At 35.1% G+C, this 26,991-nt stretch carries 29 protein-coding genes; 20 read left to right on the top strand and 9 right to left on the bottom strand.

Annotated elements, in window-relative coordinates; all coding sequences use genetic code 11:
- Nucleotides 1–2 precede the first annotated feature (2 nt).
- Entirely contained in the window at nt 3–1,157 is a 1,155-nt protein-coding gene (locus BCELL_RS10650) for a dicarboxylate/amino acid:cation symporter (protein ID WP_013488738.1), read from the top strand.
- Nucleotides 1,158–1,511: 354 nt separating this feature from the next.
- Here the strand turns inward: BCELL_RS10650 and BCELL_RS10655 are convergent, their stop codons facing one another.
- The gene (locus BCELL_RS10655; RefSeq protein ID WP_013488739.1) at nt 1,512–1,871 is read right to left on the bottom strand and encodes a hypothetical protein; all 360 of its coding nucleotides are present in this window, start codon (nt 1,869–1,871) and stop codon (nt 1,512–1,514) included.
- A gap of 382 nt (nt 1,872–2,253) precedes the next feature.
- Between BCELL_RS10655 and BCELL_RS23190 the strand changes: the two genes are divergently transcribed.
- From BCELL_RS23190 to BCELL_RS10670, 5 genes are all read left to right on the top strand, one after another.
- On the top strand, nt 2,254–2,388 hold the full coding sequence (locus BCELL_RS23190; RefSeq protein ID WP_013488740.1) for a hypothetical protein: 135 nt from the start codon (nt 2,254–2,256) through the stop codon (nt 2,386–2,388).
- A 21-nt stretch (nt 2,389–2,409) separates the two neighbouring features.
- Nucleotides 2,410–3,129 carry a DUF421 domain-containing protein gene (locus tag BCELL_RS10660; RefSeq protein WP_013488741.1) on the top strand — a complete coding sequence of 240 codons (720 nt, stop codon included), beginning with the start codon at nt 2,410–2,412 and terminating at the stop codon, nt 3,127–3,129.
- Nucleotides 3,130–3,201: 72 nt separating this feature from the next.
- Nucleotides 3,202–3,336, top strand: coding sequence for an FbpB family small basic protein (locus BCELL_RS22135; RefSeq protein ID WP_013488742.1), 135 nt, complete (start codon nt 3,202–3,204; stop codon nt 3,334–3,336).
- 83 nt (nt 3,337–3,419) lie between these two features.
- The gene (locus BCELL_RS10665) at nt 3,420–3,563 is read left to right on the top strand and encodes an acid-soluble spore protein N (RefSeq protein WP_041808221.1); all 144 of its coding nucleotides are present in this window, start codon (nt 3,420–3,422) and stop codon (nt 3,561–3,563) included.
- A 238-nt stretch (nt 3,564–3,801) separates the two neighbouring features.
- Entirely contained in the window at nt 3,802–4,302 is a 501-nt protein-coding gene (locus BCELL_RS10670; RefSeq protein WP_425357458.1) for a VanZ family protein, read from the top strand.
- A 136-nt stretch (nt 4,303–4,438) separates the two neighbouring features.
- Here the strand turns inward: BCELL_RS10670 and BCELL_RS10675 are convergent, their stop codons facing one another.
- Nucleotides 4,439–5,107: a TVP38/TMEM64 family protein gene (locus BCELL_RS10675; protein WP_013488745.1), complete on the bottom strand. Its 669-nt coding sequence runs from the start codon at nt 5,105–5,107 to the stop codon at nt 4,439–4,441.
- Nucleotides 5,108–5,276: 169 nt separating this feature from the next.
- Here BCELL_RS10675 and BCELL_RS10680 point away from each other — a divergent pair, with 169 nt between their 5' ends.
- The gene (locus BCELL_RS10680) at nt 5,277–6,563 is read left to right on the top strand and encodes a glycoside hydrolase family 18 protein (RefSeq protein ID WP_013488746.1); all 1,287 of its coding nucleotides are present in this window, start codon (nt 5,277–5,279) and stop codon (nt 6,561–6,563) included.
- Between the two features lie 92 nt (nt 6,564–6,655).
- Here the strand turns inward: BCELL_RS10680 and BCELL_RS10685 are convergent, their stop codons facing one another.
- On the bottom strand, nt 6,656–7,153 hold the full coding sequence (locus tag BCELL_RS10685; protein ID WP_013488747.1) for a GNAT family N-acetyltransferase: 498 nt from the start codon (nt 7,151–7,153) through the stop codon (nt 6,656–6,658).
- Nucleotides 7,154–7,480: 327 nt separating this feature from the next.
- Between BCELL_RS10685 and BCELL_RS10690 the strand changes: the two genes are divergently transcribed.
- From BCELL_RS10690 to BCELL_RS10735, 10 genes are all read left to right on the top strand, one after another.
- Nucleotides 7,481–8,389, top strand: a complete 909-nt coding sequence (locus BCELL_RS10690) for a DMT family transporter (protein ID WP_013488748.1) — start codon at nt 7,481–7,483, stop codon at nt 8,387–8,389.
- A 67-nt stretch (nt 8,390–8,456) separates the two neighbouring features.
- Nucleotides 8,457–8,675: a hypothetical protein gene (locus tag BCELL_RS10695; protein WP_013488749.1), complete on the top strand. Its 219-nt coding sequence runs from the start codon at nt 8,457–8,459 to the stop codon at nt 8,673–8,675.
- 177 nt (nt 8,676–8,852) lie between these two features.
- Nucleotides 8,853–11,180: an AAA family ATPase gene (locus BCELL_RS10700; protein ID WP_013488750.1), complete on the top strand. Its 2,328-nt coding sequence runs from the start codon at nt 8,853–8,855 to the stop codon at nt 11,178–11,180.
- Nucleotides 11,180–11,596 (top strand): acyl-CoA thioesterase, encoded by a 417-nt coding sequence (locus BCELL_RS10705; protein WP_013488751.1) that lies wholly within the window; start codon nt 11,180–11,182, stop codon nt 11,594–11,596. The genes BCELL_RS10700 and BCELL_RS10705 overlap by 1 nt, the downstream gene beginning before the upstream one ends.
- Nucleotides 11,597–11,673: 77 nt before the next feature.
- On the top strand, nt 11,674–11,901 hold the full coding sequence (gene tlp, locus BCELL_RS10710; protein WP_013488752.1) for a small acid-soluble spore protein Tlp: 228 nt from the start codon (nt 11,674–11,676) through the stop codon (nt 11,899–11,901).
- Between the two features lie 281 nt (nt 11,902–12,182).
- A complete protein-coding gene (locus tag BCELL_RS10715) occupies nt 12,183–12,494 on the top strand; it encodes a hypothetical protein (RefSeq protein WP_013488753.1) in 312 nt (103 codons plus the stop codon).
- Nucleotides 12,495–12,500: 6 nt separating this feature from the next.
- Complete coding sequence (gene nadE / locus BCELL_RS10720; RefSeq protein WP_013488754.1) at nt 12,501–13,328, top strand: ammonia-dependent NAD(+) synthetase; 828 nt, start codon at nt 12,501–12,503, stop codon at nt 13,326–13,328.
- Nucleotide 13,329: 1 nt separating this feature from the next.
- Nucleotides 13,330–14,205, top strand: coding sequence for a PHP domain-containing protein (locus tag BCELL_RS10725; protein WP_013488755.1), 876 nt, complete (start codon nt 13,330–13,332; stop codon nt 14,203–14,205).
- Between the two features lie 180 nt (nt 14,206–14,385).
- Nucleotides 14,386–15,447 carry a hypothetical protein gene (locus BCELL_RS10730; RefSeq protein WP_041808223.1) on the top strand — a complete coding sequence of 354 codons (1,062 nt, stop codon included), beginning with the start codon at nt 14,386–14,388 and terminating at the stop codon, nt 15,445–15,447.
- Between the two features lie 443 nt (nt 15,448–15,890).
- Nucleotides 15,891–17,069, top strand: coding sequence for an MFS transporter (locus BCELL_RS10735; protein WP_013488757.1), 1,179 nt, complete (start codon nt 15,891–15,893; stop codon nt 17,067–17,069).
- Nucleotides 17,070–17,131: 62 nt separating this feature from the next.
- Here BCELL_RS10735 and BCELL_RS10740 read toward each other — a convergent pair whose 3' ends face one another.
- The 4 genes from BCELL_RS10740 to BCELL_RS10755 all read right to left on the bottom strand — a co-directional run bounded on the left by BCELL_RS10740 (nt 17,132) and on the right by BCELL_RS10755 (nt 20,553).
- Nucleotides 17,132–18,115, bottom strand: coding sequence for a DUF2207 family protein (locus BCELL_RS10740; RefSeq protein WP_013488758.1), 984 nt, complete (start codon nt 18,113–18,115; stop codon nt 17,132–17,134).
- Nucleotides 18,116–18,159: 44 nt separating this feature from the next.
- Nucleotides 18,160–18,864, bottom strand: a complete 705-nt coding sequence (locus BCELL_RS10745) for a TVP38/TMEM64 family protein (protein WP_013488759.1) — start codon at nt 18,862–18,864, stop codon at nt 18,160–18,162.
- A gap of 179 nt (nt 18,865–19,043) precedes the next feature.
- On the bottom strand, nt 19,044–19,520 hold the full coding sequence (locus BCELL_RS10750; protein ID WP_013488760.1) for a hypothetical protein: 477 nt from the start codon (nt 19,518–19,520) through the stop codon (nt 19,044–19,046).
- Nucleotides 19,521–19,725: 205 nt separating this feature from the next.
- Nucleotides 19,726–20,553: a hypothetical protein gene (locus tag BCELL_RS10755; protein ID WP_013488762.1), complete on the bottom strand. Its 828-nt coding sequence runs from the start codon at nt 20,551–20,553 to the stop codon at nt 19,726–19,728.
- A gap of 193 nt (nt 20,554–20,746) precedes the next feature.
- Between BCELL_RS10755 and BCELL_RS10760 the strand changes: the two genes are divergently transcribed.
- From BCELL_RS10760 to BCELL_RS10770, 3 genes are all read left to right on the top strand, one after another.
- On the top strand, nt 20,747–21,259 hold the full coding sequence (locus BCELL_RS10760; RefSeq protein WP_013488763.1) for a YwpF-like family protein: 513 nt from the start codon (nt 20,747–20,749) through the stop codon (nt 21,257–21,259).
- Nucleotides 21,260–21,432: 173 nt separating this feature from the next.
- The gene (locus BCELL_RS10765) at nt 21,433–24,552 is read left to right on the top strand and encodes a GNAT family N-acetyltransferase (RefSeq protein WP_013488764.1); all 3,120 of its coding nucleotides are present in this window, start codon (nt 21,433–21,435) and stop codon (nt 24,550–24,552) included.
- Nucleotides 24,539–25,405, top strand: a complete 867-nt coding sequence (locus tag BCELL_RS10770; RefSeq protein ID WP_013488765.1) for an amidohydrolase family protein — start codon at nt 24,539–24,541, stop codon at nt 25,403–25,405. Before BCELL_RS10765 ends, BCELL_RS10770 begins: the two co-directional genes overlap by 14 nt.
- Nucleotides 25,406–25,437: 32 nt before the next feature.
- Here BCELL_RS10770 and BCELL_RS10775 read toward each other — a convergent pair whose 3' ends face one another.
- Both BCELL_RS10775 and ric read right to left on the bottom strand, forming a co-directional pair.
- Nucleotides 25,438–25,821, bottom strand: a complete 384-nt coding sequence (locus BCELL_RS10775) for a YhjD family protein (RefSeq protein ID WP_013488766.1) — start codon at nt 25,819–25,821, stop codon at nt 25,438–25,440.
- 239 nt (nt 25,822–26,060) lie between these two features.
- Nucleotides 26,061–26,771, bottom strand: coding sequence for an iron-sulfur cluster repair di-iron protein (gene ric, locus BCELL_RS10780; RefSeq protein WP_013488767.1), 711 nt, complete (start codon nt 26,769–26,771; stop codon nt 26,061–26,063).
- Nucleotides 26,772–26,991 lie beyond the last annotated feature (220 nt).

The raw sequence follows: 26,991 nt of genomic DNA on the forward strand, positions 1-26,991 counted from the left end.
GTATGAAGTTAATATTAAAATTACTTTTAGGAATTATAGCTGGTATTGTTATTGGTCTAATTAATTTTACTTTTATTACGCAGCTTTTTGTAACCTTAAAAGATATCTTTGGACAGTTTATTGGTTTTATCATCCCATTTATCATTTTCTTTTTTATCGCTTCTGGAATAGCAAAACTTGGTCAACATTCAGGAAAAATAGTTGGGTTAACAGTTGGAACCGCTTATTTATCTACTTTTTTAGCTGGAATACTTGCATTTCTCGTTGCTATTTCTGTAATTCCACTATTGAATGCTACTGAAAGTACTATTCCTGAAGAGGCGAGTATTGGAGGATTCTTTAGTCTAGAAATCGCCCCATTAATGGGGGTAATAACCGCACTAGTAATGGCTTTCCTATTTGGTATTGGAATTGCGAAAACAAATAGTAGCACATTACAAAAAGTTGTCGATGAAGGAAAAAACATTATTGAATTAGCCATTAAAAAAATTATCATTCCGTTGTTACCTTTTTATATCGGCGGTATTTTTGTTCAGTTAGCTGCTGAAGGTACTGTCTTTGAAACATTAAAAGTGTTTGCAGTAGTATTAGTTGTTGTCATTATGACTCATTGGGTTTGGTTACTTGTGCAATATGTTACAGCTGGGTCTATTACGAAACGCAACCCATTCTCATTATTAAAAACAATGCTGCCAGCTTATTTTACCGCATTAGGTACAATGAGTAGCGCTGCAACAATTCCAGTGACACTAAAACAAGTAAAGGAAAATGATGTAGATGACGATGTCGCAAACTTTGGTGTACCTTTATGTGCTACGATCCATTTATCAGGAAGTGTTATTACTATCGTTTCCTGTGCCGTTGCGGTAATCGTCGTGTTAAATGGCTCTGCAGTGCCAAGTTTTATAGAGATGCTTCCTGTTATTGCGATGCTAGGTATTATAATGATTGCAGCGCCAGGAGTTCCAGGTGGAGCTATTATGGCAGCTCTTGGTGTTTTAACATCGATGCTCGGATTTAATGAAGTGGCAATCGGATTAATGATTGCGTTGTATATGGCACAAGATAGTTTTGGAACAGCTACGAATGTAACAGGGGATGGGGCAATCAATTTAATTATTAATCGATTTGTAAAAAATAAGAATGCCGTTGATTAACTGAAGCAATTTAATAGTCATTACGACAAAAAGATAGAGGCTGTTTCAAAACTATTGGAAGTTTTTTCAATGACTCCACTCACCCCGCGACTACTATAAGAAAAGACTAAAAACGAGCTTAAAGCTCGTTTTTAGTCTTTTCTTAGAAGCAGTGGAATTTCGCCGTAGTTCTTAAAGTACTAGTGAGTTCTCTTCTCACTAGTACGCACGGCGGTATTTATACTTCTCTTATAAAAAAACCACTTATAGTGGTCTTTAAGGGATTGCGGCGGCTACGCACATTGCTTAGAGGTTGACTCAAAAGGTAAAAAATCGCCCTTTTGAATCAACCTCTTTAAATATGCATATCAATAATCATATTTCAGACAAATGGGCATGAACATATTCAGGTAATAAATGTTTATCTTTTATAGAGTGGTTATCCTCATACGACTTATAGGAAAATAATGTTTCTCCGTTATCAAGCGCTGTTAATTCTAATATATAGTCATCATTTTTCCCCTTCGTTTCTAATTTTAATGTGATAGCCCCCAGTTTTAATACGTAAAAGTTAAAGACAAGTCCTAGAAGTGTTTTTGTTTTCTTTTTACTTTCAGGGTTAGCGATAATTAAATTGGTTAATTCTTTCATTCTTATTGGACGTTTTTCTTCTTTTTTAAATAGATCTGATACGCTTTTACCGAGATGCTTTAGTTGATCTAAAAATTGACTCATACACACTCTTCCTTTCTTTTTAGTTAGTGTATGTACATACACTAAAAAAAATATGCAATCCTTTATTTCCTTTTAAAGGATTACATAGTAATTGATACGTCCAATCATAATAAAAATAAATGGCTGTTTACGTAAAATATGTTGCTTTTTAAAATTGGTGATTCGAAAGGTGGCGACTCCAGCGACGAGCGTTACATCACGATTAAGCTTCGAGTTGTCTCGACTATACTACTCCAGAGCGTTGCATGTATAGGAGAGTCAGGTTGAGAGCTGAAGATCCATCGGGGTGGTGAGGGATAGCAATGGCTCCGTTCGTTGTAAAATTAAAATTTATGCGAAAAGAGCCAAATAAATGATTTACTGTTGAAAGGAGAAGATATTGATGGGCAGGCAAAAAAAAGGTAATGCTAACGCACAACGTAATAACAATAAAAAGAAACAAGGGAAGACAAATCATGCTTCTGAATTAGAAACGTTTGCAGAAGTAGAATCGAAGCGACGTCATGAAGATCACTAAAAACATTAAGTAGGTGTAAAAATGTTTGATTTTTGGACAGGCGCTGAAGGTCTTCCAGTTTATGGATTTATTATTAGAGCATGTATCGTTTACATCTATGTTTTTGTATTAATTAAAGTATTAGGACAACGCTCGATGTCTACATTAAATCCTATTGATTTTCTATTCGGTGTCATTATTGGTGATGTGATTGGAGAACCGTTGGCTGATGGAGAAGTTCCGTTAGGTGGACCGTTAGCTGCTGCTGCATTTATAGGCGGTATACACCTATTTTTATCATACATTTCTTTAAAAATGCCAAGGTATAGAAGAATTATTGAAGATGAACCAATTTTATTAATTGAGAAAGGGCACATTTTACACGAAGAGCTCCAAAAAGCAAAGGTTACTGTCGATTCATTGCTAATGGACTTAAGGTTTAATAATGCCATTGATTTAATGGAGGTTGACTATGCAATCCTTGAGTCAAATGGACAAATAAGTGTTATCAAAAAATCTAAATATGACTCTCTAACACCGAATGATATGGGACAATCGCCAGTTTCAAAAGGATATCCTTCTGTCATTATTGAGGATGGTCTTATTATTGAGGCAAATTTGAAGAAGTTTCACGATAGAGCATGGTTACATCGTACGTTAAAACAACATGGATATAATGATGCTACAGAAGTGTTTTTAATGATGCTAGATAATGCTGGAAATGTATATATAAGTGGGAAAAATGAAAGCCAAACGGTTTAATTCGCCTTCAATGATGTATGAAGATAACTTTATTAGGTTAATAATGGTTATAAATACGCATTGAGGTGATGAATGATGAATAAGAAGAAAATGCGATTTGATGAACTAATTAGAGCAAACAAACAAGAATTAATGAAGAATCCAAAAGAGTTGGAAAAAATTGAAGAAAGATTAGATAAGAAGCATATGGATCGACTTCTTTCGTAATGAGAGAACATAGTGTAAATTTTGTAAGCTTACATACTTGTCCTGCTTTAGGCAATATTAATTGTATGGAAGGAGGATGGGATATGGCTTCAAAATTTACGAAATTTCAAAAATTCCGACCAGACCACCTAGGAACACAACCGAGAAAAAGTGATTCTAATAACGGGAAAAAAATGAACACGAAGGGTAACGATCACCCTGATTATATCCCACCAAAAGGAAAGTAATTAGAAGTAAATAAACGAAATAATAAGGCTGGCTTATAAGGTTCTTTTACCATTAAGCCAGCCTTAAAGCTATGAGGGAGACTACAGTGTCATTAAAAGACAAGCATTCATCAATTGCTGTAGAGAGAGAATACCATATTTATTATTTTGATAAAAAAAATGAAGGAAAGATTAATATAGCTTGTCAAAAATGAATAATCATTAGATAATAAATGTAGTATTTAGCGCATGATTTGAGGTGTCTTATTTGGGGGAGAAAACAAAAAAGCAAAAAGGATACCCATTTGCAGGATGGTTACTATTTATTTATTTAATTGTGCTCCTGTACATCACTCTTTTTGCATGGAACTATGGTGCATCATTGGGGAATGAGGGACCAGGTGGGAGGAACTACAATTTAAGTCCTTTTTATAGTATTTACCGTATATATGAATATGGGACACTTAGCATGAAGATAAACATTTTATTAGGAAATGTTTTACTTTTTGTTCCTTTCGGGTTTTTACTCCCCTTCTTCAGGGAGAGGTTTAAAACGAGTAAGAAAGCCGTTCGTTTTATGCCGGTAGTTTTTTTAGCAACGATTTTGTCATTCTTTATTGAAATAAACCAATTTATTTTTACACAAAGGGTGGCAAATGTAGACGATGTAATATTGAATACATCCGGTGCGGTTATTGGCTTCCTATTATATCGAGCTATTCGTGGGATTGTAACACGTACTTCAATAAGTATTAAGTAAAACAATTCTTCTATTTGTCCTAAGATTCTTTCCTAGAAGAATTTATAATGTGAATTGTAAATATCGTATACCACTAATGGATTATCCTTGTCTTTACGTCAACAACGCCAATAAAAGAGATGAGAAAAGCAGCCTTCTATATTTCAGAAGGCTGCTTTTTTCTTGTTTGTGACTCCATTTGTAAATTGATTCTTTTTGTCCAATAACGATATGCTGTATATACAATCGAGATGAAGACCCCATATATGAGAATCATATATACAATTTCTATAGGATTTGTAACGATAGTATGACCTACTAATGCAAACAGTGTCATTGCAGGAATCTTCCCTAATCCGGATGCGATTGAATAAGAGAGAAAGGGAACTCTACTTAACGCTGCATACGCATTAATTAAAATGGAAGGGATAACAGGAATCATTCTTAAAACTGTTATACTCATAAACGCGTTACGTTCAAAGAGAACGGTTATTTTTTTTGTTATAGTATAGCGTAGCAGAATTTTATTCCCAAACTTGTCAAAGCCACCGTAACGGATCATAGCAAAAAATATCATTGATGCAAAAGTGGAACCCATCCAAATGATAAATGCACCTAATATCGGACCGTAAACGGCTCCAACTACACCGCCAACGAGTGGATATGGGATAACAGGAAATAATGACATGAGTGTAGCGATGACAGTTGTAACAATGACATAGTCTCGTTCGTTGTTTTGAACCCAGTGTAGGAGAGGTTCATGATATAGGACGAGTAGGGCTACGATAATGACCATTGAAAAAAGAACGAATAGTTTTCTATACATACATTTACTCCTTTTTTTGTGCCAATAAAATTATACAACAGATTTAGGACAAGGTGTACATCTTCTCGTTGACTACAAAATTTTGGGATTTCAATTTTATTTATCATGGGACATCTTCATTGAACGTAAACTTAAATGATGAAGATTAGCGGCAAAAGGGAGTGAAATCATGCAAATTCACATTGTTGAATCGGGACAAAATCTTTATGGTATAGCTCAAGCATATGCTGTTTCAATGGAAGAACTGATCCAAGCAAATGAAATTCAAGATCCAAATAATTTAGTTGTGGGTCAAAGTCTTGTTATACCTATTGTTGGCTCCTTCTATTGGGTGCGGCAAGGTGATAGCATATTTAGTATTGGTCAACGTTTCGGAGTCCCTCCACAGCAATTATCAGAAATAAACCAAATACCAATGGAATCTGCTTTACCAATTGGACTACGTATTTATATACCACCACGGCCAAAGACGCCAGCCGAAGTAAACGCTTATATCGAACCTCTTGGTGGTGAAGTTACTAGTACACTAATTGAAGCGGCTCAAAACCGTTCTCCTTATTTAACTTATTTAGCCCCATTTAGTTACCAGTTAAATAGAGACGGTACTTTACAAGCACCACCACTAGATAACATTCCAGCTATAGCAAATGAAAATAATGCAGGTCTTATGATGGTTATAACGAATTTAGAGGAAGGTGCATTTAGCGAAGAAGTAGGTGCGGCCTTATTAACTAACGAAGCTGCACAAAACACGCTTTTAGATGAAATTATTAGAATTGCTAATGAAGTCGGTTATGAGGATATTCACTTTGATTTTGAATATTTACGAGTAGAAGACCGGGAACGTTATAATTTATTTCTTCAAAAAGCAGCTACGAGACTAAGGGAACAAGGCTTACTTATTTCTACCGCATTAGCACCGAAAACAAGGGCTGATCAGCCAGGACAATGGTATGAAGCGCATGATTACCGTGCTCACGGAGAAATAGTAGACTTCGTCGTATTAATGACATACGAGTGGGGATATAGCGGTGGTCCACCAATGGCTGTATCTCCAATAGGACCAGTTAGGGATGTCATAGAGTATGCACTAACCGAAATGCCAGCTGAAAAAATCATGATGGGGCAAAATTTATATGGATACGATTGGACCTTACCGTTTGTACCTGGTGGTCAATATGCTGCAGCAGTGAGTCCAAATAGGGCAATCAGAATTGCCTACGAGCAAAATGTACCTATCCAATATGATACAGAAGCACAAGCACCATTTTTTACTTACGTGGATGACAGTGGTGCAGAACATGAAGTATGGTTTGAAGATGCTAGAAGCATACAAGCAAAAATAGACCTCATAAAGGAATTAGGTTTACGAGGTATAAGCTATTGGAAGCTAGGTCTACCATTCCCACAAAATTGGTTACTGATATCCGATCAATTTGATATAAGAAAATTTTAGAAAAAAGTATCAAAAGGTTCAACAATGCCTTTTGATACTTTTTATTAGTTTCGCTTGTTTGTCAAATGATTGTTTATCTGAATAAAAACGTGCTAGATAAGCTTAGACATGTAGTATTCATCGAAGTATTCCCCATCGATGAGTAAAGAGTCCCTTTTAGTTCCTTCTATTTCAAATCCCATCTTTTTATACAGTGATAAACCTGCTCTATTTTCGGTAACGACAGTTAATTCTAATCGATGGATATTATTCTTTTTAGACCAGCTTTCCAATGATTTGAACAATTGTGTCCCTATTCCTTTAGCCCTGAATCTATGTAATACACCCGTTACTATATAAGCTGAATGCCTATTCCTCTTAGCATTACCACCGATAACAATTATATAGCCAACAAGCTCATCCCCATGATCAGCTAATAAAATCGTTGCGTTTTCACTTTTGCTTATATTTTCAATTATTTTCATTTGTTGTTCTCGTTTTATATTCCTCTCGCCAGGCTCCCATAGCATAAATTCAGCATTTTCTTCTATTTGATTTGTTAGCTTTATAAAGGCTTCAGAATCAGTAGTCTCAATTTCTCTTATTAACATAGAAGGTCTACCTCCATGATCATAGTTTTTGATAAATATCTAGGTTGGTGACAGATGAAGTCTCTTAAAACTATCGTATCTGTTTTGATAGGCAGTGTCACGTCATTTAACAGCAATAATAATCGTATATGTTCATATCATAGAAAGCATCTCTGGAATTCCCTACACTTCAGCTGAAAATTTGATTGTAAAAAACAATAACATAATACAAAAAAGACTAGCCATCATCTCTATTTTCGTGTATATTTCGATTAGCGAAGGAAATTCTTCAGCAACTTGGTACAAACAGACAATTACTAAAAGTAACTAAAAAGAAGGTGAATGGGGATGCTCAACAAAAAACCTTGGCTCATCTATTTAATGCTAGCTTTAGCAACAAGTAGCTGGGGAAGTGCGTTTATAGCAGGAAACTATGCCACTAGGGATTTTGATCCTATCACGGTTGCCTTTTTACGTTTTTTCTTTGCGGCAATTATTTTAATTCCATTAATGCTTATAAAGGAAAAAAATCATGTTTTACCGAAGGGGAAAGAATGGTTTTTATTAGCATCATTAGGCTTAACAGGAATAGCACTGTATAACATTTGTTTTTTTATTGCTACAAAGGAAGCACCTATCGTAAAAAGCTCCTTATTTATCGCATCTAATCCTGTATTAATTATCATTTTATCTGGTTTTTTCTTAAAGGAAAAAATAACGTCCAGAAATATAATTGGCTTAATCCTTGCATTAGTAGGAGCAGCTATTATTATTACAGAAGGAAATTTTATGGAAGTTATTCGGGCTGGATTTCAACCAATAGACATCGTTTTATTTATTGCAGTCATATGTTGGGCGCTATATAGTGTTTTAGGAAAGGTTGCACTTCAACGGTTTTCATCATTAGAAAGTACCACATACGCCGTCGTTTTTGGCACACTTATGTTATTGCCATTTGCAATGATCGAAGGGGAATGGAATGAGTACATACAAGCAACCACACTAACGTGGGTATCTATTCTACATATGAGTATCATTGTTTCTGTCATAAGCTTTATTATGTATTACCAAGGAATACGTACAATTGGTGCTGCTAAAGCATCGATATTTATCAACTTAATGCCTTTGTCTGCAGTAATATTAGCTATTTTACTTTTAGATGAACCATTATTACCTATTCATATCGTTGGAGCAGCCTTCGTCTTGACGGGAGTAACGATCGGAACTAGGCCAAAACGAAAAAAAGTTAACAGTTAAATTTTCACACCCTTGTTATTTGACGAATATAATAAAAAAAACAGCTCGAATAACAGGGGGGATTGGTGTGCCTACGAAAGATTATGAACGGTTCTCTGGACAAGAGCTTGAAAACTATTATAAGCGAATACAAAACTATATTGAACAAGGTTTTCGTGCAGACGGTTTAAAGGAAGAACTAGAGCTTATTTATGATGCTTTAACAAAAACTGACGATGTAAAAATAAAAGGAAAACAGAAATATTTAAAGGAAATTGAATACTATTTACGAACAATCCGCCTATAAAAGCTGGGAATGCTATCTTCGCATGACCAGTTTTTTGCTTTTTTAGCTGTTAAACTGACATTCTATTTTCGTAATCGTACGCGTCCATACCGTTTTCCAATGGTTATGGAAAAAAGTATATATTTTTCTTCCTTTATTAAGCTTTGGTACAATGATGTTAGAAAGCAGGTGGGACTAGTGAATAAAGAAAATCATGGAAAACATATAGATGTTACCGTCGAAGAATGGATGCAATATCCTTATAGCAAATTAAAGGAAGCAGAGATTGTAAGAGCACTTAGTGAATCGGAGCAAATAAACGCGAGTCAATACAGTAGTGTAATAAAAGCAAGATTGTTAGCAATGGCCGCAGTGAGTAGGTATCAGCGTAAGCAAAGCTTTGACATAAAAGTAGAAACAAGAATAAATGAAGCGTGGGAAGAAAAAGAGGATAAATATGTTTGTGAAGCTGTTGTGTATTTATACTCCTTTTTACTTAATGAAACAATTTATAAACAAGGCTTTCCTAAAATAAGAGAAACGGATCATAGTCAAGGCAAAAAGAAAACGATAGCTCGCGTACAGGAAATGATCGAAGAAGGGATAAAAGAAGTAAATAGCTTAATACAATTGCTAGAACGGTATGAAGAGGCAGTACAAAAAGTAAGTGACAATACCGAAGAACTAGTTTCAAATGGAATTAATATCTTAAAAAAGCTACAGCAACAAAACATTGAAACAGTGGATATTATTAAGCAATATGAGTCAACTATTTCTGGCATTTACTTTTCAAAAGAAAAACATAAGCTTTTTCATGAGGCGTTAGAACAACTCACGATAACCTCCACTGAGTGGAATGAATGGCAAGCTTCTATTGATCGCGAGGAAGAGGAAAAAGGCTTAAAAAAGCTACACACAATGATAGGAATGGAGGAAGTGAAGAAGAAGGTTCATCAATATTATTATTATTTATTATACCAAGAGGAACGGAGAAAGCATGGTTATCGGCTTCAAAGTGAACCTTCTCTCAATATGATACTAACTGGAAATCCAGGTACAGGGAAAACAGAGTTAGCACGCTTACTCGCAAATATTTACTTTGACTTAGGTGTGTTACCTCGTGAAGAAGTCATCGAAGTGGATCGTTCTCAACTTGTCGGTGCCTACGTTGGACAAACTGAAGAAAAAACGATGAATGTGATAAAAGAGGCTATCGGTGGGGTGTTATTTATAGATGAAGCATACAGCTTAAAAAGAGGAAGTGCAACTGGGACAGACTATGGCCAGACGGCAATTGATACACTCGTTTCTGCTATGACAGGGGAATATGCTGGTCAATTTGCAGTGATTATGGCCGGATATCCTGAAGAAATGAGATCCTTTTTATGGAGTAATCCTGGTTTAAGAAGCAGGTTTCCCGAGAGCAATCATATTCATTTAGACGATTATTCTACTGAAGAGCTTTTAGAGATTGGTGAACAAATGGCACTCGATAATGACTTTTCGTTTACATCTGGTGCTGTAAGAGAATTAAAGGAAAGAATAGAGCAAGAACGGGTTGATGAAAGCTTCGGTAATGCGCGAACTGTAAAAAATATCGTACTAGATGCAATCTTTGAAAAAGGGGCGGCAGTTGCAAAGACGAAGCAATTTACAACAGAAAATTTTATTTTGTTAGATAGTGAATCCTTTGAAAAAAAGAATCATCAAAAGCAAAATACGTTTACAGCTGAAGAACAGTTACAACAGCTTATAGGGTTAAAAGAAGTGAAGGAGCAAGTGAATACGCTCGCTTCGTTCGTTAAAGTACAAAATATTCGAAAAGAGAAGGGGCTACGAACAACACCTATACAGCTTCATGCTATTTTCACCGGTCCACCAGGGACAGGTAAAACAACAGTAGCAAAAATATATGGTCAAATTTTATATGAACTAGGGCTTTTAAAAAGAGGGCATCTTGTCATTGCTGGCAGAAGTGATCTTGTTGCAGCTTATGTTGGTCAAACAGCTATTAAAACAAAAAAAATGATAAAGCAAGCATTAGGTGGTGTATTGTTCATTGATGAAGCATACTCTCTCGTTGCAAGAGGAGATCAAGACTTCGGAAAAGAAGCAGTAGATACATTAGTAGAAGAAATGACGAAGCATAATGAAAACTTAGTAGTCATTCTAGCAGGCTATGACGAAAAGATGGGACCATTGATGGGGAGTAATCCAGGTTTAAAGTCACGCTTTAAAAAAACAATTACTTTTCCTCATTATTCTTCAGAGGAGCTCGTAGACATTTTGATTTTTTATGTCAATGAGCTCGGATATAAAATTGACCAAGTAGTGGTGGACGCTTTAAATGAAGTGATAAAGGAGGAGCAACCAGACGGCAATGCACGTGCAATGAAAGATATGGTGGAAGATGCTATACAAAGACAAGCATATCGAATTATCCAGCAAAAAAAGGATAATGAGGCTTCTTTGACGAAGTTGGAATTGGATGATTTTTCAATATTAGTTAAGGGAGAGAAGAAGTAATGCTAGTATCTTCAGAAGAAATAGCTGTGCGATATGCAGAAACAGATCAAATGGGTGTTGTTTACCATGCAAATTATTTAATTTGGTGTGAAATAGGCAGAACAAAATATATTGAAGCATTAGGCTATAAATATGCAGATTTAGAGAAAATGGGTGTGTTATCTCCTGTTACAAGTTTACAGATGAAGTATCACTATCCTGCTAAGTATGGTGAATCAATCACAGTAGAGACATGGGTGGAATCATATAACGGTATTCGTGTTATTTACGGTTACGAAATTACCAATTCATTAGGCCAAAAGTGTTTAACAGGGACAAGTGAGCATGTATGTGTAAAAAAAGACACATTTAAACCTATCTCTATTAAGAAACATTTTCCAGAGTGGCATGAATCCTACGAAAAGCATAAAAAGTGAAAGGAATAATTTTTCTGAATAGATTGCCTCTTAAAGTAAAAACTATCATAGAATTACATATGAAAGGGGCAAAAAGTATGGCAAAGCCAGACAATCGTAAAAACAACGTAGAGAGACTTCAAAAGATGGTAGAAAATACGAAGGAAAATATGGAAGCTGCTAGAGAAACGATGGATAATGAACATTTATCAGCTTCAGATAAAGCTGCAATTGAATCGAAGAATCACCGTCGTGAAGAAAGTATAGAGAGCTTTAAGGCGGAAATTGCTGACGAAAAAAGAGATCGTGAAAACGGAGAAGTTTAATCCTATGAAGACAAGAAACGCATCATGTTTCTTGTCTTTTCTTCTTTTAATATATAGGCTCTGTTTAAGGCTATTATTCATATTCAAGAAAAGGTGCGAAACGCCTGGAATAGCATTAGCTGAAAATCAAGAGGAAAACGAGAATCTTAAGCGAAAATCAACAACAAAGTTTACCATATCTATTTAAAAAGTATGTAAGATTAGTTTACGCTCTAGCTCATTTTTATTGAAATGGTATCCCTTTTACTTGTTATAATAGAAATACGGAAGGGAGTAGTAGAATGGCTTTTGGAATAAAAAGAGAAGAATTAAACAACTGGAAGAAAGCCGCTAAAAATGAGGAAATAGCCTTCATTACTCATTTTTGGTATGACCCTCGTTTCCCTGGTTGTACGACAGTTACAAAAGTGGCGTGCGCGAACATGGCAAAGCTCATTCGCTGGGGAGAGCGTTATGGCTTAAAAAAAGAATGGATACATAAACGGAACGATTTCCCTCACTTTGATTTGCTCGGTGAAAGGCAGAAGGAAATATTAAAGATGGAGAATAAGTTTGAGCAACTTCAAAGATTAGAAGAGAAAAAGAAAGGATGAAGAAATGTGATTGATTTACAAACAGAAATTATTACAGCTTTACAAGTAAAACCATCTATTGATGCAAAACAAGAAATTAGGGATCGGATTCAACTAATAAAAGCTTATTTAAAAAAATCAGGCCTTAACGGGTATGTACTAGGTATATCAGGTGGACAAGATTCAGCACTAACTGGAAAGTTGATTCAACTTGCAATGGAAGAGCTTAATGACGAAGAAAATACTAAAAAATATACTTTTTATGCTATGCGGCTACCATATGGCGTTCAACAAGATGAGGATGATGCACAGCAAGCGCTTAGCTTTATTAACCCGTATCACCGGCTCACTGTTAATGTAAAACCTTCAGTAGATGCTTCTTTTGAGCAATTTAAAAAAGCAACTGGCGAGGCATTAACTGATTTTGTTAAAGGTAATACGAAGGCACGAGAACGAATGAAGGCACAGTACGATGTAGCAGCACATTATGGCTGCTTAGTTGCAGGAACAGACCATGCAGCGGAAGCAATTACGGGGTTTTATACGAAATTTGGTGATGGTGCCTGTGATATAACGCCTATTTTTGGGTTAAATAAACGCCAAGGGAAGATTTTATTACAAGCACTAGGTGCACCAGAAATACTATATACGAAAGCACCGACAGCTGATTTAGAGGATGATAGACCAGCTTTACCAGATGAAGAAGCTTTAGGAGTTACATACAATCAAATTGATGATTATTTAGAAGGAAAAGATATTGATGAAGGTGCTAAAAAAGTAATCGAAAGACATTATGTAAAAACAGAGCATAAACGTCAGCTTCCTGTCACGCTTTATGATCGGTGGTGGAAATAATTTGAGTAAAAAACATCATTCCGAGCTACTTGCTGACTTACATATGCATTCAACAGCCTCTGATGGAGGATACTCACCGTCACAGTTAATGGAAAAGTGTATCAATAACCACCTATCTATCGTGTCGTTAACAGATCACGATACTACTGCTGGTGTGATAGAGGCGATGAAAGTTGCTAAAGAGCATCACTTGCGATTTATTCCTGGAATTGAACTTTCGACTCGAATTAAAAACACACATGTTGATATATTAGGGTATGGTATAGATCCTCACAACAAGTCTCTATTGTCCACGATTACGTTTCACCAGCAAATGCGGATCGAAAGAATGAAGACAATGATTGAGAAGTCAAATGAGCAAGGACTATCAGTCACCTTTAACGAGGTAGCGGAGCTTGCGAAAGGGGATACTTTTTCACGACCACATCTCGCACAAACGTATGTGAAAAAGGGGTATGTGAAGGATGTAAAAGAAGCGTTTGATCTTTACTTAGCTAATGGCAAACCTTGCTATGTTGAAAAGGAAGATGAAATGACTCCGCAAGAGGCCATTGAACTTGTCCATCAAGCTGAAGGAATAGCGATTGTTGCTCACCCAATTTTTTATTCTTTAGATGAAGATATTTTTGAATGGCTTACAGTACATCACCTAGATGGTATTGAAGTATATCATCGTGATCATGACGATGATGCAATAGACCGTTTTCTAAAACTAGCGAATAGAGCGGAGGTTGCTAGAGGAAAAAAGGTTTTTATTACAGGTGGATCTGACTTTCATCATGAATCATTTGGAAGAGAAGGGGAGAACATCGGTATAACTAAGCTACCATATGAGATTGGAGAGCAAATATATAAAGCTGTTAGAAACAAAATTTAAATCCCATAACGAAAGGCTGACTTTTCAGGTAGACTTTTACCTGTTGAGTCAGCCTTTAAGTATTGTACAGAACGGATAGACCAGGCGCTAGTATTCAACCTTCTGACCTCATTTTAGAATAATCACATATCTAGGCTAATCGGAATACGATGTATGGATGAAGTTGAGGGAGGGAGATTATTGAAAACATTTATTAACGGACATACAAGTGAAGGATTTTTTAGTTTATTAAACCAATTTTGGTCAGACTATAAAATTTATGTAGTATCAGGTGCAACAAGTAAATCAAGAAGTAAGCTCTTATCGGAAGTCGCATCTGAATTACGACATAAAACTAATGTGGAAATACTGCTTCACCCAAATGATGGGGAGACAGTTGATGGCATTGTGCTAAAAGATAAAAAAGCACTTTTAATATCAGATAACGGACCGTTATATCCGAGCAGCAGATATTACGGATTAATAGATCATGTAATAAATTTAAACGATTGTTTTACAACAAATAATCATTATTCACTTGCTGAAGTGAAAAAGCTCATGAATGAAGTGGATGGTCATCGCTTTCAAGCATATAAAAGTTTTGCAAAAGGTAGAGAAATCCACGAAAAAAAAGAGAGTATTTATTTATCTGCGATGAATTTTAAAGCAGCGGATGAAGCAGCAGATGAAATAATGAATGAATGGATAACACGTATTAGTGTTCCGGAAGAGAATCCGATAGTTACACAACGATTCTTCGGTGCTGCTACTGCTTTTGGACCTATCAATTATATTAACGACATAACAGCAGATGTAAACAATCGTATTATTATTAAAGGACGTTCAGGAAGTGGGAAATCAACATTAATGAGAAAAATTGGTGACGCAGCTGAAAAAAAGGACGTAACAGTTCATTATTATCCTTGTGCACTAGATCCTAACAGTTTAGATATGATTATTATTCCTGCACTTTCATTTGCAATTGTAGATGGAACAGCTCCGCACATTATTAATGCAGAACGTGATGGCGATCGAATATTGGATATGTTTACGAGATGCATTGATCCGATAATTGAAGAAGATAACGATGAACTATTAGATCAAATAACTTATGATTATAAAAAGACGATGAAACAAGGAACAGAGCACCTTCACAATCTAATAAACGTCGAAGAAAATATTGAAAATATACTAATGGAAAATGTAGATGAAAAAAAGTTAATGGTCAACAAAGTCCATATAATTGATCTTATAAATGAATGATAATATGAAATAAGAAAGAATTGGCTGTCAAAAACGCCGCGCGCCCACTATAAGATTTATAGTGGGCTTTAAGTGTTGCTTATGCCCCGTACATTGCAGGTTGGCTCAAAAGGTAAAAACTTGATCCTTTTGAGTTCAACCTTTTTTAACGAAAGATAAGATAACTTTGCTGTCACTAAGAACTTTGACAAAAAAGTAGTAAACTTTATGCTATTATGACAACCTAACTGTTAGGATTACTGTAAAAAAAGTCGGATATATATATTTCTTTTGTGCAAATAGTTCCGTATAGTATATAAAGTATCGTACATATAATGTTATCTTTGAATAATAAAAAGTACTTACCACAGATTGTTTAAGTAACAGAATCACTGCTCGAAAGTTTTATTATAAAAATATAATTTTCTTATTTAATGGATAGTGAAGAAAGGTGATACAAACGAATGCAAACATGGAAACTTAAAGGAATGTTATTTTTCTTCCATTCCTCAATGACTATTTTAATAAGTTATTTACCAGTATATTTTCAAGCACTAGGACTTGAAGGTTCTCAAATTGGTCTTTTATTAGCTGTAGGTCCAGCTGCAGCTATTATTGCACAACCTTTTTGGGGATTTATGAGTGATAAGTGGAAAACTGTGAAACGTATCCTTCTTATTTGTTTTTCCGGTGCTTTAGCAGTTGGTTTTATTATGTTTCAAGTCACAGAGTATTTATTACTCATCCCAGTCATTTTTTTGTTTTATTCCTTCACTTCTCCTGCTGGTGGGTTAGGGGACAGCCTAGCCCAAAAAATATCAGTGCAGCACGGCGTTTCATTTGGAAGCATTAGAATGTGGGGCTCAATCGGTTTTGGTACTTCATCATTAGCAGGCGGTGTATTATTAACGCACATCGGTATCTTGAATATTTATTATTTGTTTGCTTTTTTCATTTTAATGGCGTTATTTTTATGTTTCTTAGCACCAGATAGTGAACCTTCAAAAAAACCAGTTCAATTGCTATCAGCAGTGAAGCTGATAAAGGATAAAAAGTTACTCATATTTTTATTGATGATTTTTGCAATTGGTTTATCTCATAGGATTAACGATTCTTTTATTAGTTTGTATATCGTTGAACTTGGAGGGAACGAGACATATATTGGCGTTTCTTGGTTTTTAGGTTTATCAACAGAAGTGCTGACTTTTGCACTAAGTGTCTATTGGTTAAAACGATATCACTTATTAACGTATATATCTGTTGCTGCAGTGATTTACTTTATAAGATGGGTGCTACTAGCCTTTGTACCTGATGCTAACTTTCTTTTAGCAGTACAGGTGTTACACGGAATAAGCTTTGGTTTATTTTACTTATCTGCATTTCAATTTGTGTCACGATTAGTTCCAGAAGAATTAGAATCAACAGGTCACCTTTTGTTTATTTCTATTTTCTTTGGATTCGCAGGTGTAATTGGCTCTATACTTGGTGGGAACATTATGAGTATGTTTAACTTAAGAGTACTTTATGGGATAATGGCAGGCTTAGCTCTGATTGGTTTAGTAGGTTCTCTTTTATACCGAAAGTTCTATTTTAATACGGAGCAAGGACAAAATGAATTAAAGCATATAAGCTCTACGGAATAAATAAATACACGTATAGAGGTTAACTCAAGGTCAAATACTCACCTTCCGAGTTAACCTCTTTGTTATACCGAGTCACCGATATTACTTTCATTATAACCTTCTTCTATTATGATATCGTCGTTCTGTAGCGCTTGAGTAAAGGCCGCTTCTATTTCATCAACCGCATCAATACTCTCTTTAATTATTGCGTATGTTCCTGGTGCAATCGTCATATACAGTGGAAAGCTGTTTTGTTTAATCTTTATTGCAGAAGCATCATAAATGGGGAATTGCTTTGAAAAGTCCTTTTTCATACCGAAAGCAATGGCATAAATATAATTCAACGTTAACCACGAATTATTTTCTACTGCTGCTTTATTTTTTAAGTAAAGCTTATATTGGCTTAATTGTTGGGTGATTTCCCACCCTTTGTTTGTTTTTAGAGGCATAATAGCACATGCTAATAACAACGTTATACTGCCAGATAAATATAAAATGCCTATAAGGGGAACAAAAAACAAATATACACTGCCTAAAATTAAAAAAAGAAAAGAAAAGGAGCCGGTTATCCAACGTTTTGTAGGTATCTTCTTAGAGATTAACCCTTCTGTCTCTAATTGGGCTTTTAATAAATTCTCCCACTTTTTACAGCTTTCAAGAAATTTAGCTTCTCCTTCTCGGTCGAAAGTATAGCTTTGTAGATCAGAAGGGTAAAACACGCCATTTTTACCTACATCATAAAACAACCATTGAATTAAATAAGCATCATCATTAGAAATGAAAGATGGATCATTCGTTCCGATGCAAAAATAATATTCCTGTCTAACTTCGTCAAACTGAAGCTGAATAAACTCTTTTTTAACGAGATATAATAAACTTGCTACTAAATGTCTTGAAGATACACCAATATTTTGAAAGAAGTACGCTGCTAATGTCGGAGACAAATTTTCTAGCTTTTCTATATCAAATTCTATCATTTTACTTTTAGCACGATAGTGACTCATTAACGTATAACATAAAACAGAACAAAAAATAAATAACGTTATATAGGTGAATACCGCATTCATCGTCCTAGTTTCCCTCCTAATAATAGTAATATTACAGATCTATTCTACTTATCTCTTAAACGTAAAGTTCCGTGCCGTTGACCAAGACTAAAATATAAAAGGAACACTACTGAAAAAATGATATATAATGACAAATACATATTGAAGTAGCCTTCTCGAATCCAAAATGGAGCTGAAATTAAGCTCAATAGCCAAATCATGGAGATATTGCCAATGATGCTAGACCAAATGTATTGATAAGTAGTGATTGGGCTCAACGCTGCAGCTACTGATATGATGTTACTTGGCATAATAGGTATACTTCGCAATACAATGATAACTAAAATGCCATATTTAGAAACGAGTCTTAATACGCGTTCAAGTTGTTCCTTTCGTTTATTCCAAAAGTGTTCAATCCACTTACCACTAAAAGATTTTGTCAATAAATAACAAAATATACTACTAAGAAAAGTACCTAAAAAGCTAAATATAAAACCTTCGATTAATCCGAAGGAAATGAAATGGATAAGAATGACGACTAAAATAGGAAATATTGTGACAACACCTTGCACAATCATTAGAGGCAGTGTAATCCATAATAGTTGATAGCCAATCTCCTCGTATAAATAATCAGTAAAATAACTAATGTCTTCTTGTCTTAAGTATGTGATCCATTCCCAATCAATGATAAGGATAATGACTAGTATACTTATAAGGAGAAAAGCTAATTTTCTAAGTATAGTAGGATTGTGGAATAATTTTGAAAACATGATGTTTCACCTTCCGATGCCGTCTATTTGAGACCCATCTAAGTATTCTAATTCTATTATAGCGAAAATAGGTGATAATGACCGAAAAAATAATGTATCCTAGCGAATCCATTAAAGGAGTCTGTAGTATAATTGAACTGTGATAGGGTTATATGTAGTGAAACGCTAGGATGGAAAAGTTAAAACCGTTCTTCCGATTGCTGACTTTTGCGTAACAGAAGAGCTCTTATAATAAAGCCAACAGCTAAGCCAGGAAGTAAAAAGAGCATTGGCAAAAATACAGGTCCAATTAAAACACCAAACAGTGTAAATGTGTGGGAATAAATAAGTCCAACAGTCACGAAATAAGCGCCAAATGCAAATGGAAAGTACATATATGGTGATGGAGAATTAGCATCTTTATGCGCATCCCACAGTGAAAACATATAAAGACAAGGATAAAACATAAGCCATTGATAGTCGGTTACGTGAATCGCATCCTCGATGTTTCCGTTAAATGAATGAACAATCGCAACATTAAAATTGCTTTGAACATTTACGATAAACTCAGCTAAAATAAATACAATACCTTTTAAATACTGTTTGTTAAGTAGTTGACCGAAGCCAGGTAAAGCAATGCTCCAAAATAAAGGTTCATAATTCTTCGTTTTCTTCACTGTAAAGCACCTCTATTGACTCAACGTTTTTGCTCTAGAATAGAGGGGGAAATGCTGTGAAGAAATATACTTACCTTTGTATAAATGTTTTTGTTTCATTAATAAATCATATTTTCCCATATTAACCTCCTATAATTATATAGTCATGTGGATTTATAGTGTTTACTAAATGGGAAATATTATTTCGTAGAGAAAAAAATAAATGTTAAGAAGGACTTTGTATTTCTTTTTCTATATATCGTTTAAAACAATACATGACAAAACGGTGTAGTAAACTTTGACTCATTCGGTATATTGACCACGGTAATGCAGGGCAGAAATGAATAATTGCTGTATACAATTCACGTTTATTTGGTGACACAACAAAAAGAAACCTTCCATTATTTCTAACTGAGGATTTTCCTTTTTTCTTTAAAATGCCACCGATAATTTTTAATTCAGTGATGGATGAATGGTGTATCGTTTTATTAAATTTAAAAACTAATAATGGGTATTTGATTGGACGAAAATGAAATGAATAGTATGGAAATGATTCCTTGACAATAATTCCTCTAAAAAAAGTTGGTAACCAGGAAAAATATGCCTCCATATATGTTTTCGCAAGATGATTATAGCTTGTGCGCGGAAGATTATATTTCTGAATAGAAGTTATTGTTTTTTCACTTCTTAAGTACCGAGGTTTTCTTTTATTGGAATCTACACGAATGATTCCATTATTAGAATATGGAACAATTGACTTTTCATCCTCTTTCCATATAAAGAATTGCTTATTCTGTATAGATGAGAGGTAGTAGATGAAATATATAAACATCTCAGAAAAATGAGAGGCGTTCCCTTGTAAAAAATGATCACGATTTAAAATATGCTGTGATAATATAATTTCATCATATTGTTGTATTAATGGATAGAAATAATCTACAGAAAATAGCACTTCATGAAATGGAATAATAGTGATATGCTTGACTTTAGAAGGAAACAACTCTTTTATATTACTTTCTGTATCCGAAGTGAAAACTAAGGTAGATTTAGCCATTTCCCCAACCCTTTCAGTGTTTTATTCTAAATTCAAGACTACCGAATAGAACGTGGAAAGTAAAACATTTAAATATTAATGTTCCAGTAAAAAAATGAAAAAGAAGAAGAAAAAAGCAATTTAAAAAAAGGTTTTTACATACTAAAGACGAATTATTTTATTTATAGGTTTTAATTGGAGGTGTTATGTAGCTTTGAAAACATTTAAACTCTGTTCACTTGCTATGCTTTTTGATAATGAAGAGCTGCAAGATGATAAGCTTTATCAAGGGAAAGATATTCCGTTAGTAGATGGATTAATTATAAATAAAGAAGAAGCCGAGAAAAACTGGCTTATTGAAGCAGTATTGACAAATGAGTGGAAGCCTTTTTTTGATGAATATGAAGCGAACCAACAGCAATTCATGACAGAGGTCACTATTACTAAGAAAACAAACGATCCTGCAACACTCGTCTGCAAAGTACTTCACGTTCATAAATTAAAAGAGTATATATCCGTTCATTTTGAAGGTGTTTTAGTAATGAAAAAGGATGATTTATCAGATATGCTCCTAAAAAATTTAATTAATGAAGGGTATTCTGGTGAAGCATTATTTAAGGAATTCAAAAAAAGGAAAAGAGATCGTGGAAAAGCAATTCAAGGTATTTTGAATACTGCATATGAGCAAGTGAAGCAAAAAGGTTTTTATGATGAAGAACCATCTTAAATGTTATATTATGGTGAGCTTGTTTATTGAAAATCTCTATTCGCATAGATTGTTATTTTTAAGAATATTTATTTAGTCAAATAAAGCCCTTTTTTTTACAAAAACAGCCTATTGAAAAGAAACGTCTTCTTTGATTGAAGGCGTTTTTCATAGTTAGGGAGGTAGAAACACGGATGAAACATGCTAACAAAACAAACATTACTATTGTCAAATATGAACCAACACATGCGAAGGCTGTTGCAAAAATGTGGAATGAAAGCAGTGAGGGATGGGGGGGACATTCAGAGGTTAAAACAGAAGAGGAAGTTCGTATTCAAGAGGAGAACTCCACTAATATAATTACCTATATTGCTTTTGACGGTGATGAGGCTGTTGGTTACTGTGGATTATCGGAATATCGTGAAGATGTAGGCTCTCTGTATGTTCCTTTATTAAATGTAAGAACAGATTACCATGGTAAAAAAATTGGAAAGCAATTACTACTTAAGGCGTTAGAAGAAACCATCGATCGTGGGTGGCCACGCCTTGACTTAAATACGTGGCCGGGCAATACAAAAGCGGTACCACTTTATAAAAAGTGTGGTTTCTTTTGGGAAAATAGAGATGATTCTGTCCACTTAATGAATTTTTTACCAACAGTATTAAATATTCCTGCATTTACTTCATTTTTCAATAAGACAAATTGGTATGAGCATAGTGTTCGTGCAATAGAAGTTGAGCCCGACGGTAGAAAAGAAGGCGATTTTGAGCTGTACGATTACTTCTGGAAACATGAGGGAGATTCTCTACATGTCGCAATTGAAAAAACAGGGCGAGGCATTTGTGAAGTCAAGACAAACGAGTATGCGATTTCTATGCACTTAGATAGCCACAAAGTTATTTACGGGAAAGGGTATCCTGTCAGATTTCGAATAAATAATTATACTAGAAAGCCATTACATATAAAACTAGCAGGAATCAATCAAGATAATATCGAGTTTCCAATGTTCGTACAATCGGAAGTTTCAAACTCCGATGTATTAGAGGGCTCTTTTATCTTGTCGGAAACGAATAAGTTACAAAGCTCAAAAAAAACACACCCAACAATTACCGCTAATGTGTGGATTAATGATCAAGAGCTTATATTAAAAACGGGAATTCTACCTATCGCACCAGTAAAGTGTATTGGAAAAACAACTGGAACATTCAGTATATTAAACAGAGAGCAATTAGCGTATATTGAGCTTGAAAATAACTGTAATAGTGATGTGACGCTATTTTTCCGATTAAATAATCATGAAGGAGTGACTTTTGGTCAAGAAAGATGGCAAGTCGACCTTACAGCACACCAAAGAACAACCATTCCTATTCCATATACGCTTTCGAGAGCAACATTTTATAATGAAAATATTGCAATGACAATGGTAGATAACAATAATAATATTTCTTTTAGTCAGCAGCTCACTTTCCCATTTCATTCACCAGGCTTTCCGTTACATGGGGAATGTTTAGAATACTATCATTTGTTTCATGGTTTTACTCATATTTCTATCAAGAAAGAGACGAACGAGCTGTTGTACGAGCGTGGGCAAAAAAATAGTAGCGAATATACATTTCATTACCCTAAACTTGGTAAGCCTTTCTCAGAGGAATTTTCTATTGCATCACCAATCGATGTGAAGTTTTATGTGAAAGCGCATTGTGTAGGGGTAGTATTAACATATGAATCAAGAGATTTTCCTCACGTGTTTCTTCACCGAGAAGTGGAACTAACTGGCGATGGCATAATGAGTCAGCAATATGTGATCGAAAATAAAGGGGATAAAGCTTTAAAAAACCTGCAATTAAATTATGCCCATTCGTTCTCCTTAGAGGATGCACACATTCCCTACGATGGACAAATCGTTTATATACCTGGTACGTTGCATAGTGAGGTTATTTATTGGGAAGACAAGAAATTGACCGAAAATTGGCTGCTGTCACATGCAGGAAATAAACATTCTGCACTCATTTGGGAAGAACATGTTCCTATTCACTTTCAGCATTGGCATCATCAATATTTTGAAGAATGTTTTCCTGAGATCGATTCAGGAAAACGAGTGAAGTCACAAAAGATGTGGTTTGGACAGCAAATATTTTCGTCAGTAGATGAAGTGAGAGAATTTGCGAATCAAAAATCGAAAATCATTACTACAAATGAAGAACCATTAAGCTTTTCGATAAAGGGTTCTCCAATTATCAAAAATGAAGCAATAGTAACGTTTCAACCATTCGTAAAAAAGAATGTGGACCTTGATCTAACAATTCTAAGTAATGAGGGTAATTTTGCGCATTCCATTACACGCTCAAAATCCGAGCCTTTATCGGCCTTTAATGTTCATATACCTGTTAAATCGGAAAATGTGATGTCTGTTCAATTAAAAGGAACATTATCATCACAGCATGTTGATAAACAATTAGTTTTGTTTCAAGAAACAACTACCTCTGTAAAAACAGAGGAAAAAGTGGTCGATGGACATCATACGTATGAAATTTCTAATGATATTTTCACACTTAAATCAGCACCAAGCTTTTTCCCAAGTTTTTATTCTTTGACTGATTCGGAAACAGAGTGGTTGGCTTCTTCTTTTCCAACCCCTATTTCAAAGTCATGGTGGAATCCTTGGGTAGGTGGATTAAGCTTTGGAATTGAGTATTTACTGCAAAGGAAAATGCTTGATCTCCCTTCGAAAGCAAAATTTGTAACCGTTTTTGATCAGTATAGTGAAGAGTGGACTGGGATTCAGATCACTACGATTGTGGAAGATCATCCTAAATATGAGGGATTAACGTTCCACCAATTTGCGGTAACTAGACCTGGTATACCAGTACTTGCTTTTTTCACCCTTTTAGAACAAAATGTTGGAAAGCATTTCTATGGTACGATTGAAAGAACGTATTTTAATTTATCTCAAGGAGAAAAAATAGGTGACCTTACTATTCATGTAAATGACCAAGAATCGCAAGCTTTTCAGCATCATGCTCATGAGGTTGATCTATATCATTTAAAAGATGCTTTATTCGAACGGAAGGGGATAAAAAACAAGCTTCACTTTATTCCGAATAAAAGTATAGAGGATGTAGCCACCTACATGAACAAAGAGGTAATTTTAGGGGCGGCAGAACAGCCATTGTACACTAAAAACGGTGAAACTGAAATAACCGAACCGCATTTTTTTGTTTTATCAGAGCACACTTATAAACTAGGCGATTATCACTCTTTACGCTCATTAAGGTTTACTATAGAAAGGAAGAGTTCGAGTGAAAATAATTGATGCCCATATACATTTATCACATATTGAGTCTTTTCAGTATACTGCCAAAAAATTATCACACTTAGATTATTCCTTGCGAGGATTAACGAAAGAAATGGAAGAAAATAATGTGGTTTTAAGTATTGGAATGGGGCTAAGGGAATTGGAAGGTGGAGAAGGATTTCCAGATAGTAAGCCCCCCACACCAATGGCTTTAGATATGTTAAAAACACCAGATAAGAGAGTCGTTCATTGCGCAGGTGTTAATCCTTATCGCCTCGGAAAAATGGAATTATATCAATTAGAAAAGCAGCTTTTACAGCCGGAGGTCGTCGGTATAAAAATATATTTAGGTTATTACCCTTTTTATGCTTACGATTCTGTTTATGACCCTGTTTATAAACTTGCGAAAGATTATCAAGTTCCTGTCGTTTTTCATACTGGTGATACATATTCTGAGCGCGGATTGTTAAAGTACGCACATCCGTTAACGCTAGATGAGGTTGCTGTGAGACATCGTGATGTCACGTTCGTTATGGCTCATTTTGGTGATCCCTGGATGCTTGATGCCGCAGAGGTTGTATATAAAAATCGTAACATGTTTGCTGATTTGTCAGGGCTGATTGTAGGGGATAACAAAGAAGTCACGCGTATCATGAATACCCCTCACTTTTTTGATCACTTCAAGCATGCACTTGCATTTTGTGATCACTATGACAAGTTGTTATTTGGAACGGATTGGCCATTAGTGCGTATGGAACCTTACATCAAATTTGTGAAACACTACATTCCTTCAGCAGCTTGGGACGATGTTTTTTATAAAACTGCTCTCCGCGTGTTTCCTAAAATCAAAAGTAGAATTCAGGAATTGTAGGTGGTCTGCCATCTGACCACCATTTAGGAGAGTTATTGGACGCGACGTTCTCTTTCATTTTCACTATGTCCGACAAAGAAACGGATGATGAGTTTACTTACTTGGTTTTTTAAGTGTGCATTTAAATATTTTGCTGTTAAAACGTATCCCCTGAAAAAAAATGTATACTCAGAAAAGGTTTGGTCGTGTTCGTTTAACTGTACCTTTAAACCTATTTCTTTCATCCTTGCTTTCGTATCATAAAGCTCTTTACTGAGCACGTATAACGTTCGTTCAAGCAAATGGATATATGGTCCTTTGAGTTTTACCGGTGATTGATCGATGCGCATTAAATCTTTTTCTAACACCTTTCGGGCCAACTCAAATAAGATGTAGCATTCACTTAACTGTTCTTCTTCTTCCGTGAGCTTGGCCATGTATGTTCACTCCTTTTTTGACTAGTTCTCTAGAAAGGGAATTGTGATTTCTCACTATGAAATATATGCAAGTATAATAAAAATAGAACACACGTTCTATTTTTATTATACTACTGATTTATAGAAAATAGTCAAGGGAATTTGTATTTTTCCATCGCAAAAAAAAATTACACTAGCCTTCATAAAGGTAAGTGTAATTTAACAAGGCAGTATAAAGTTTGTACCGATTCTAGTTTTTTCTATGCTTCTCCAGCCAAACGAGGGAACATAATATTATTTTCTAGATGAACGTGCTGGAACATGTCTGACTCTAGTTGTTCTAGCCGTTGGAAGGTCATTTTGTATGTTGTACAAGCCCCTTCTGGTAAGGTAAAATCAGAAGTGACTTGGCGCATTTGTTTTAACAAGTTACCAGCTTCTTCGTGCTCAGCTTCAAGCTCATCAATTTTGCTTAAAGCCGCACTCCGGTCAGTTTCCATATTGCTCTCATCATATTGGCGAATAGCAGGGAAAACAAATTGTTCTTCTTTCACCATGTGATGCTCAAGCTCTGTTTTTAAGCTGTGATACAAACGGTGAAGCTCTGCTAATTCTGGGTGACTATCACCGTGAACTCTAAAAATCTTTGTTACATAAAAGCTTAAGTCGGGCAACTCCTCCACGAGATAACGGTGGTGTCGGTGAATCACATGATCTATTAAAATCGAATAAGGGGCAGAAGTCCAATCTTCTTCATCTAGTGCCTTCATATCAACTGCTTGATCATATAGGCTTTGCAGAGATGTCAAAATTGAAGCTTCATCTAGTCCTTTTTCTTCAATTGCTTCGTGGATGGGGCGATTACCGCCACAGCAAAAGTCAATTTTATGTGTTTTAAATAGTTCGTCTGAGCGTGGGACACGAATAACGATATCTCTTACTTTAGTGTCTCGTGTAAAAACTGTTTCCATTAAGAAAGCCTCCTTTAAATAAGTTATCTTTATCATAAAGGTTAGAGTCAAACTTGTCGGTGATATGGCTCACCTTGGAGAAGTTTGTATTAAAAACATGAAATAATATATAAAATAGGAGAGATTAGTATGAAAAAGACGGTATTTTTAATGTGTTTATGTATTAGTGTGATTGTTAGTGCGTGTGGTCGAGAAGAGGAATTAGAACAAGGAGATAGTC

Origin of the sequence: Evansella cellulosilytica DSM 2522 (assembly GCF_000177235.2) — a bacterium.
Taxonomy (GTDB): domain Bacteria; phylum Bacillota; class Bacilli; order Bacillales; family Salisediminibacteriaceae; genus Evansella; species Evansella cellulosilytica.

Excerpts from the sequence above, each read along its gene's own strand:
- BCELL_RS10690 (WP_013488748.1), top strand. The coding sequence starts at position 7,481 with ATGCTCAACAAAAAACCTTGGCTCATCTATTTAATGCTAGCTTTAGCA.
- BCELL_RS22135 (WP_013488742.1), top strand. The coding sequence starts at position 3,202 with ATGATGAATAAGAAGAAAATGCGATTTGATGAACTAATTAGAGCAAAC.
- BCELL_RS10680 (WP_013488746.1), top strand. The coding sequence starts at position 5,277 with ATGCAAATTCACATTGTTGAATCGGGACAAAATCTTTATGGTATAGCT.
- BCELL_RS10675 (WP_013488745.1), bottom strand. The coding sequence starts at position 5,107 with ATGTATAGAAAACTATTCGTTCTTTTTTCAATGGTCATTATCGTAGCC.
- BCELL_RS10765 (WP_013488764.1), top strand. The coding sequence starts at position 21,433 with ATGAAACATGCTAACAAAACAAACATTACTATTGTCAAATATGAACCA.
- BCELL_RS10660 (WP_013488741.1), top strand. The coding sequence starts at position 2,410 with ATGTTTGATTTTTGGACAGGCGCTGAAGGTCTTCCAGTTTATGGATTT.
- BCELL_RS10650 (WP_013488738.1), top strand. The coding sequence starts at position 3 with ATGAAGTTAATATTAAAATTACTTTTAGGAATTATAGCTGGTATTGTT.
- BCELL_RS10655 (WP_013488739.1), bottom strand. The coding sequence starts at position 1,871 with ATGAGTCAATTTTTAGATCAACTAAAGCATCTCGGTAAAAGCGTATCA.
- BCELL_RS10740 (WP_013488758.1), bottom strand. The coding sequence starts at position 18,115 with ATGAATGCGGTATTCACCTATATAACGTTATTTATTTTTTGTTCTGTT.
- BCELL_RS10685 (WP_013488747.1), bottom strand. The coding sequence starts at position 7,153 with ATGTTAATAAGAGAAATTGAGACTACTGATTCTGAAGCCTTTATAAAG.
- BCELL_RS23190 (WP_013488740.1), top strand. The coding sequence starts at position 2,254 with ATGGGCAGGCAAAAAAAAGGTAATGCTAACGCACAACGTAATAACAAT.
- BCELL_RS10745 (WP_013488759.1), bottom strand. The coding sequence starts at position 18,864 with ATGTTTTCAAAATTATTCCACAATCCTACTATACTTAGAAAATTAGCT.
- BCELL_RS10755 (WP_013488762.1), bottom strand. The coding sequence starts at position 20,553 with ATGGCTAAATCTACCTTAGTTTTCACTTCGGATACAGAAAGTAATATA.
- tlp (WP_013488752.1), top strand. The coding sequence starts at position 11,674 with ATGGCAAAGCCAGACAATCGTAAAAACAACGTAGAGAGACTTCAAAAG.
- BCELL_RS10775 (WP_013488766.1), bottom strand. The coding sequence starts at position 25,821 with ATGGCCAAGCTCACGGAAGAAGAAGAACAGTTAAGTGAATGCTACATC.
- BCELL_RS10665 (WP_041808221.1), top strand. The coding sequence starts at position 3,420 with ATGGCTTCAAAATTTACGAAATTTCAAAAATTCCGACCAGACCACCTA.
- BCELL_RS10735 (WP_013488757.1), top strand. The coding sequence starts at position 15,891 with ATGCAAACATGGAAACTTAAAGGAATGTTATTTTTCTTCCATTCCTCA.
- BCELL_RS10705 (WP_013488751.1), top strand. The coding sequence starts at position 11,180 with ATGCTAGTATCTTCAGAAGAAATAGCTGTGCGATATGCAGAAACAGAT.
- BCELL_RS10715 (WP_013488753.1), top strand. The coding sequence starts at position 12,183 with ATGGCTTTTGGAATAAAAAGAGAAGAATTAAACAACTGGAAGAAAGCC.
- ric (WP_013488767.1), bottom strand. The coding sequence starts at position 26,771 with ATGGAAACAGTTTTTACACGAGACACTAAAGTAAGAGATATCGTTATT.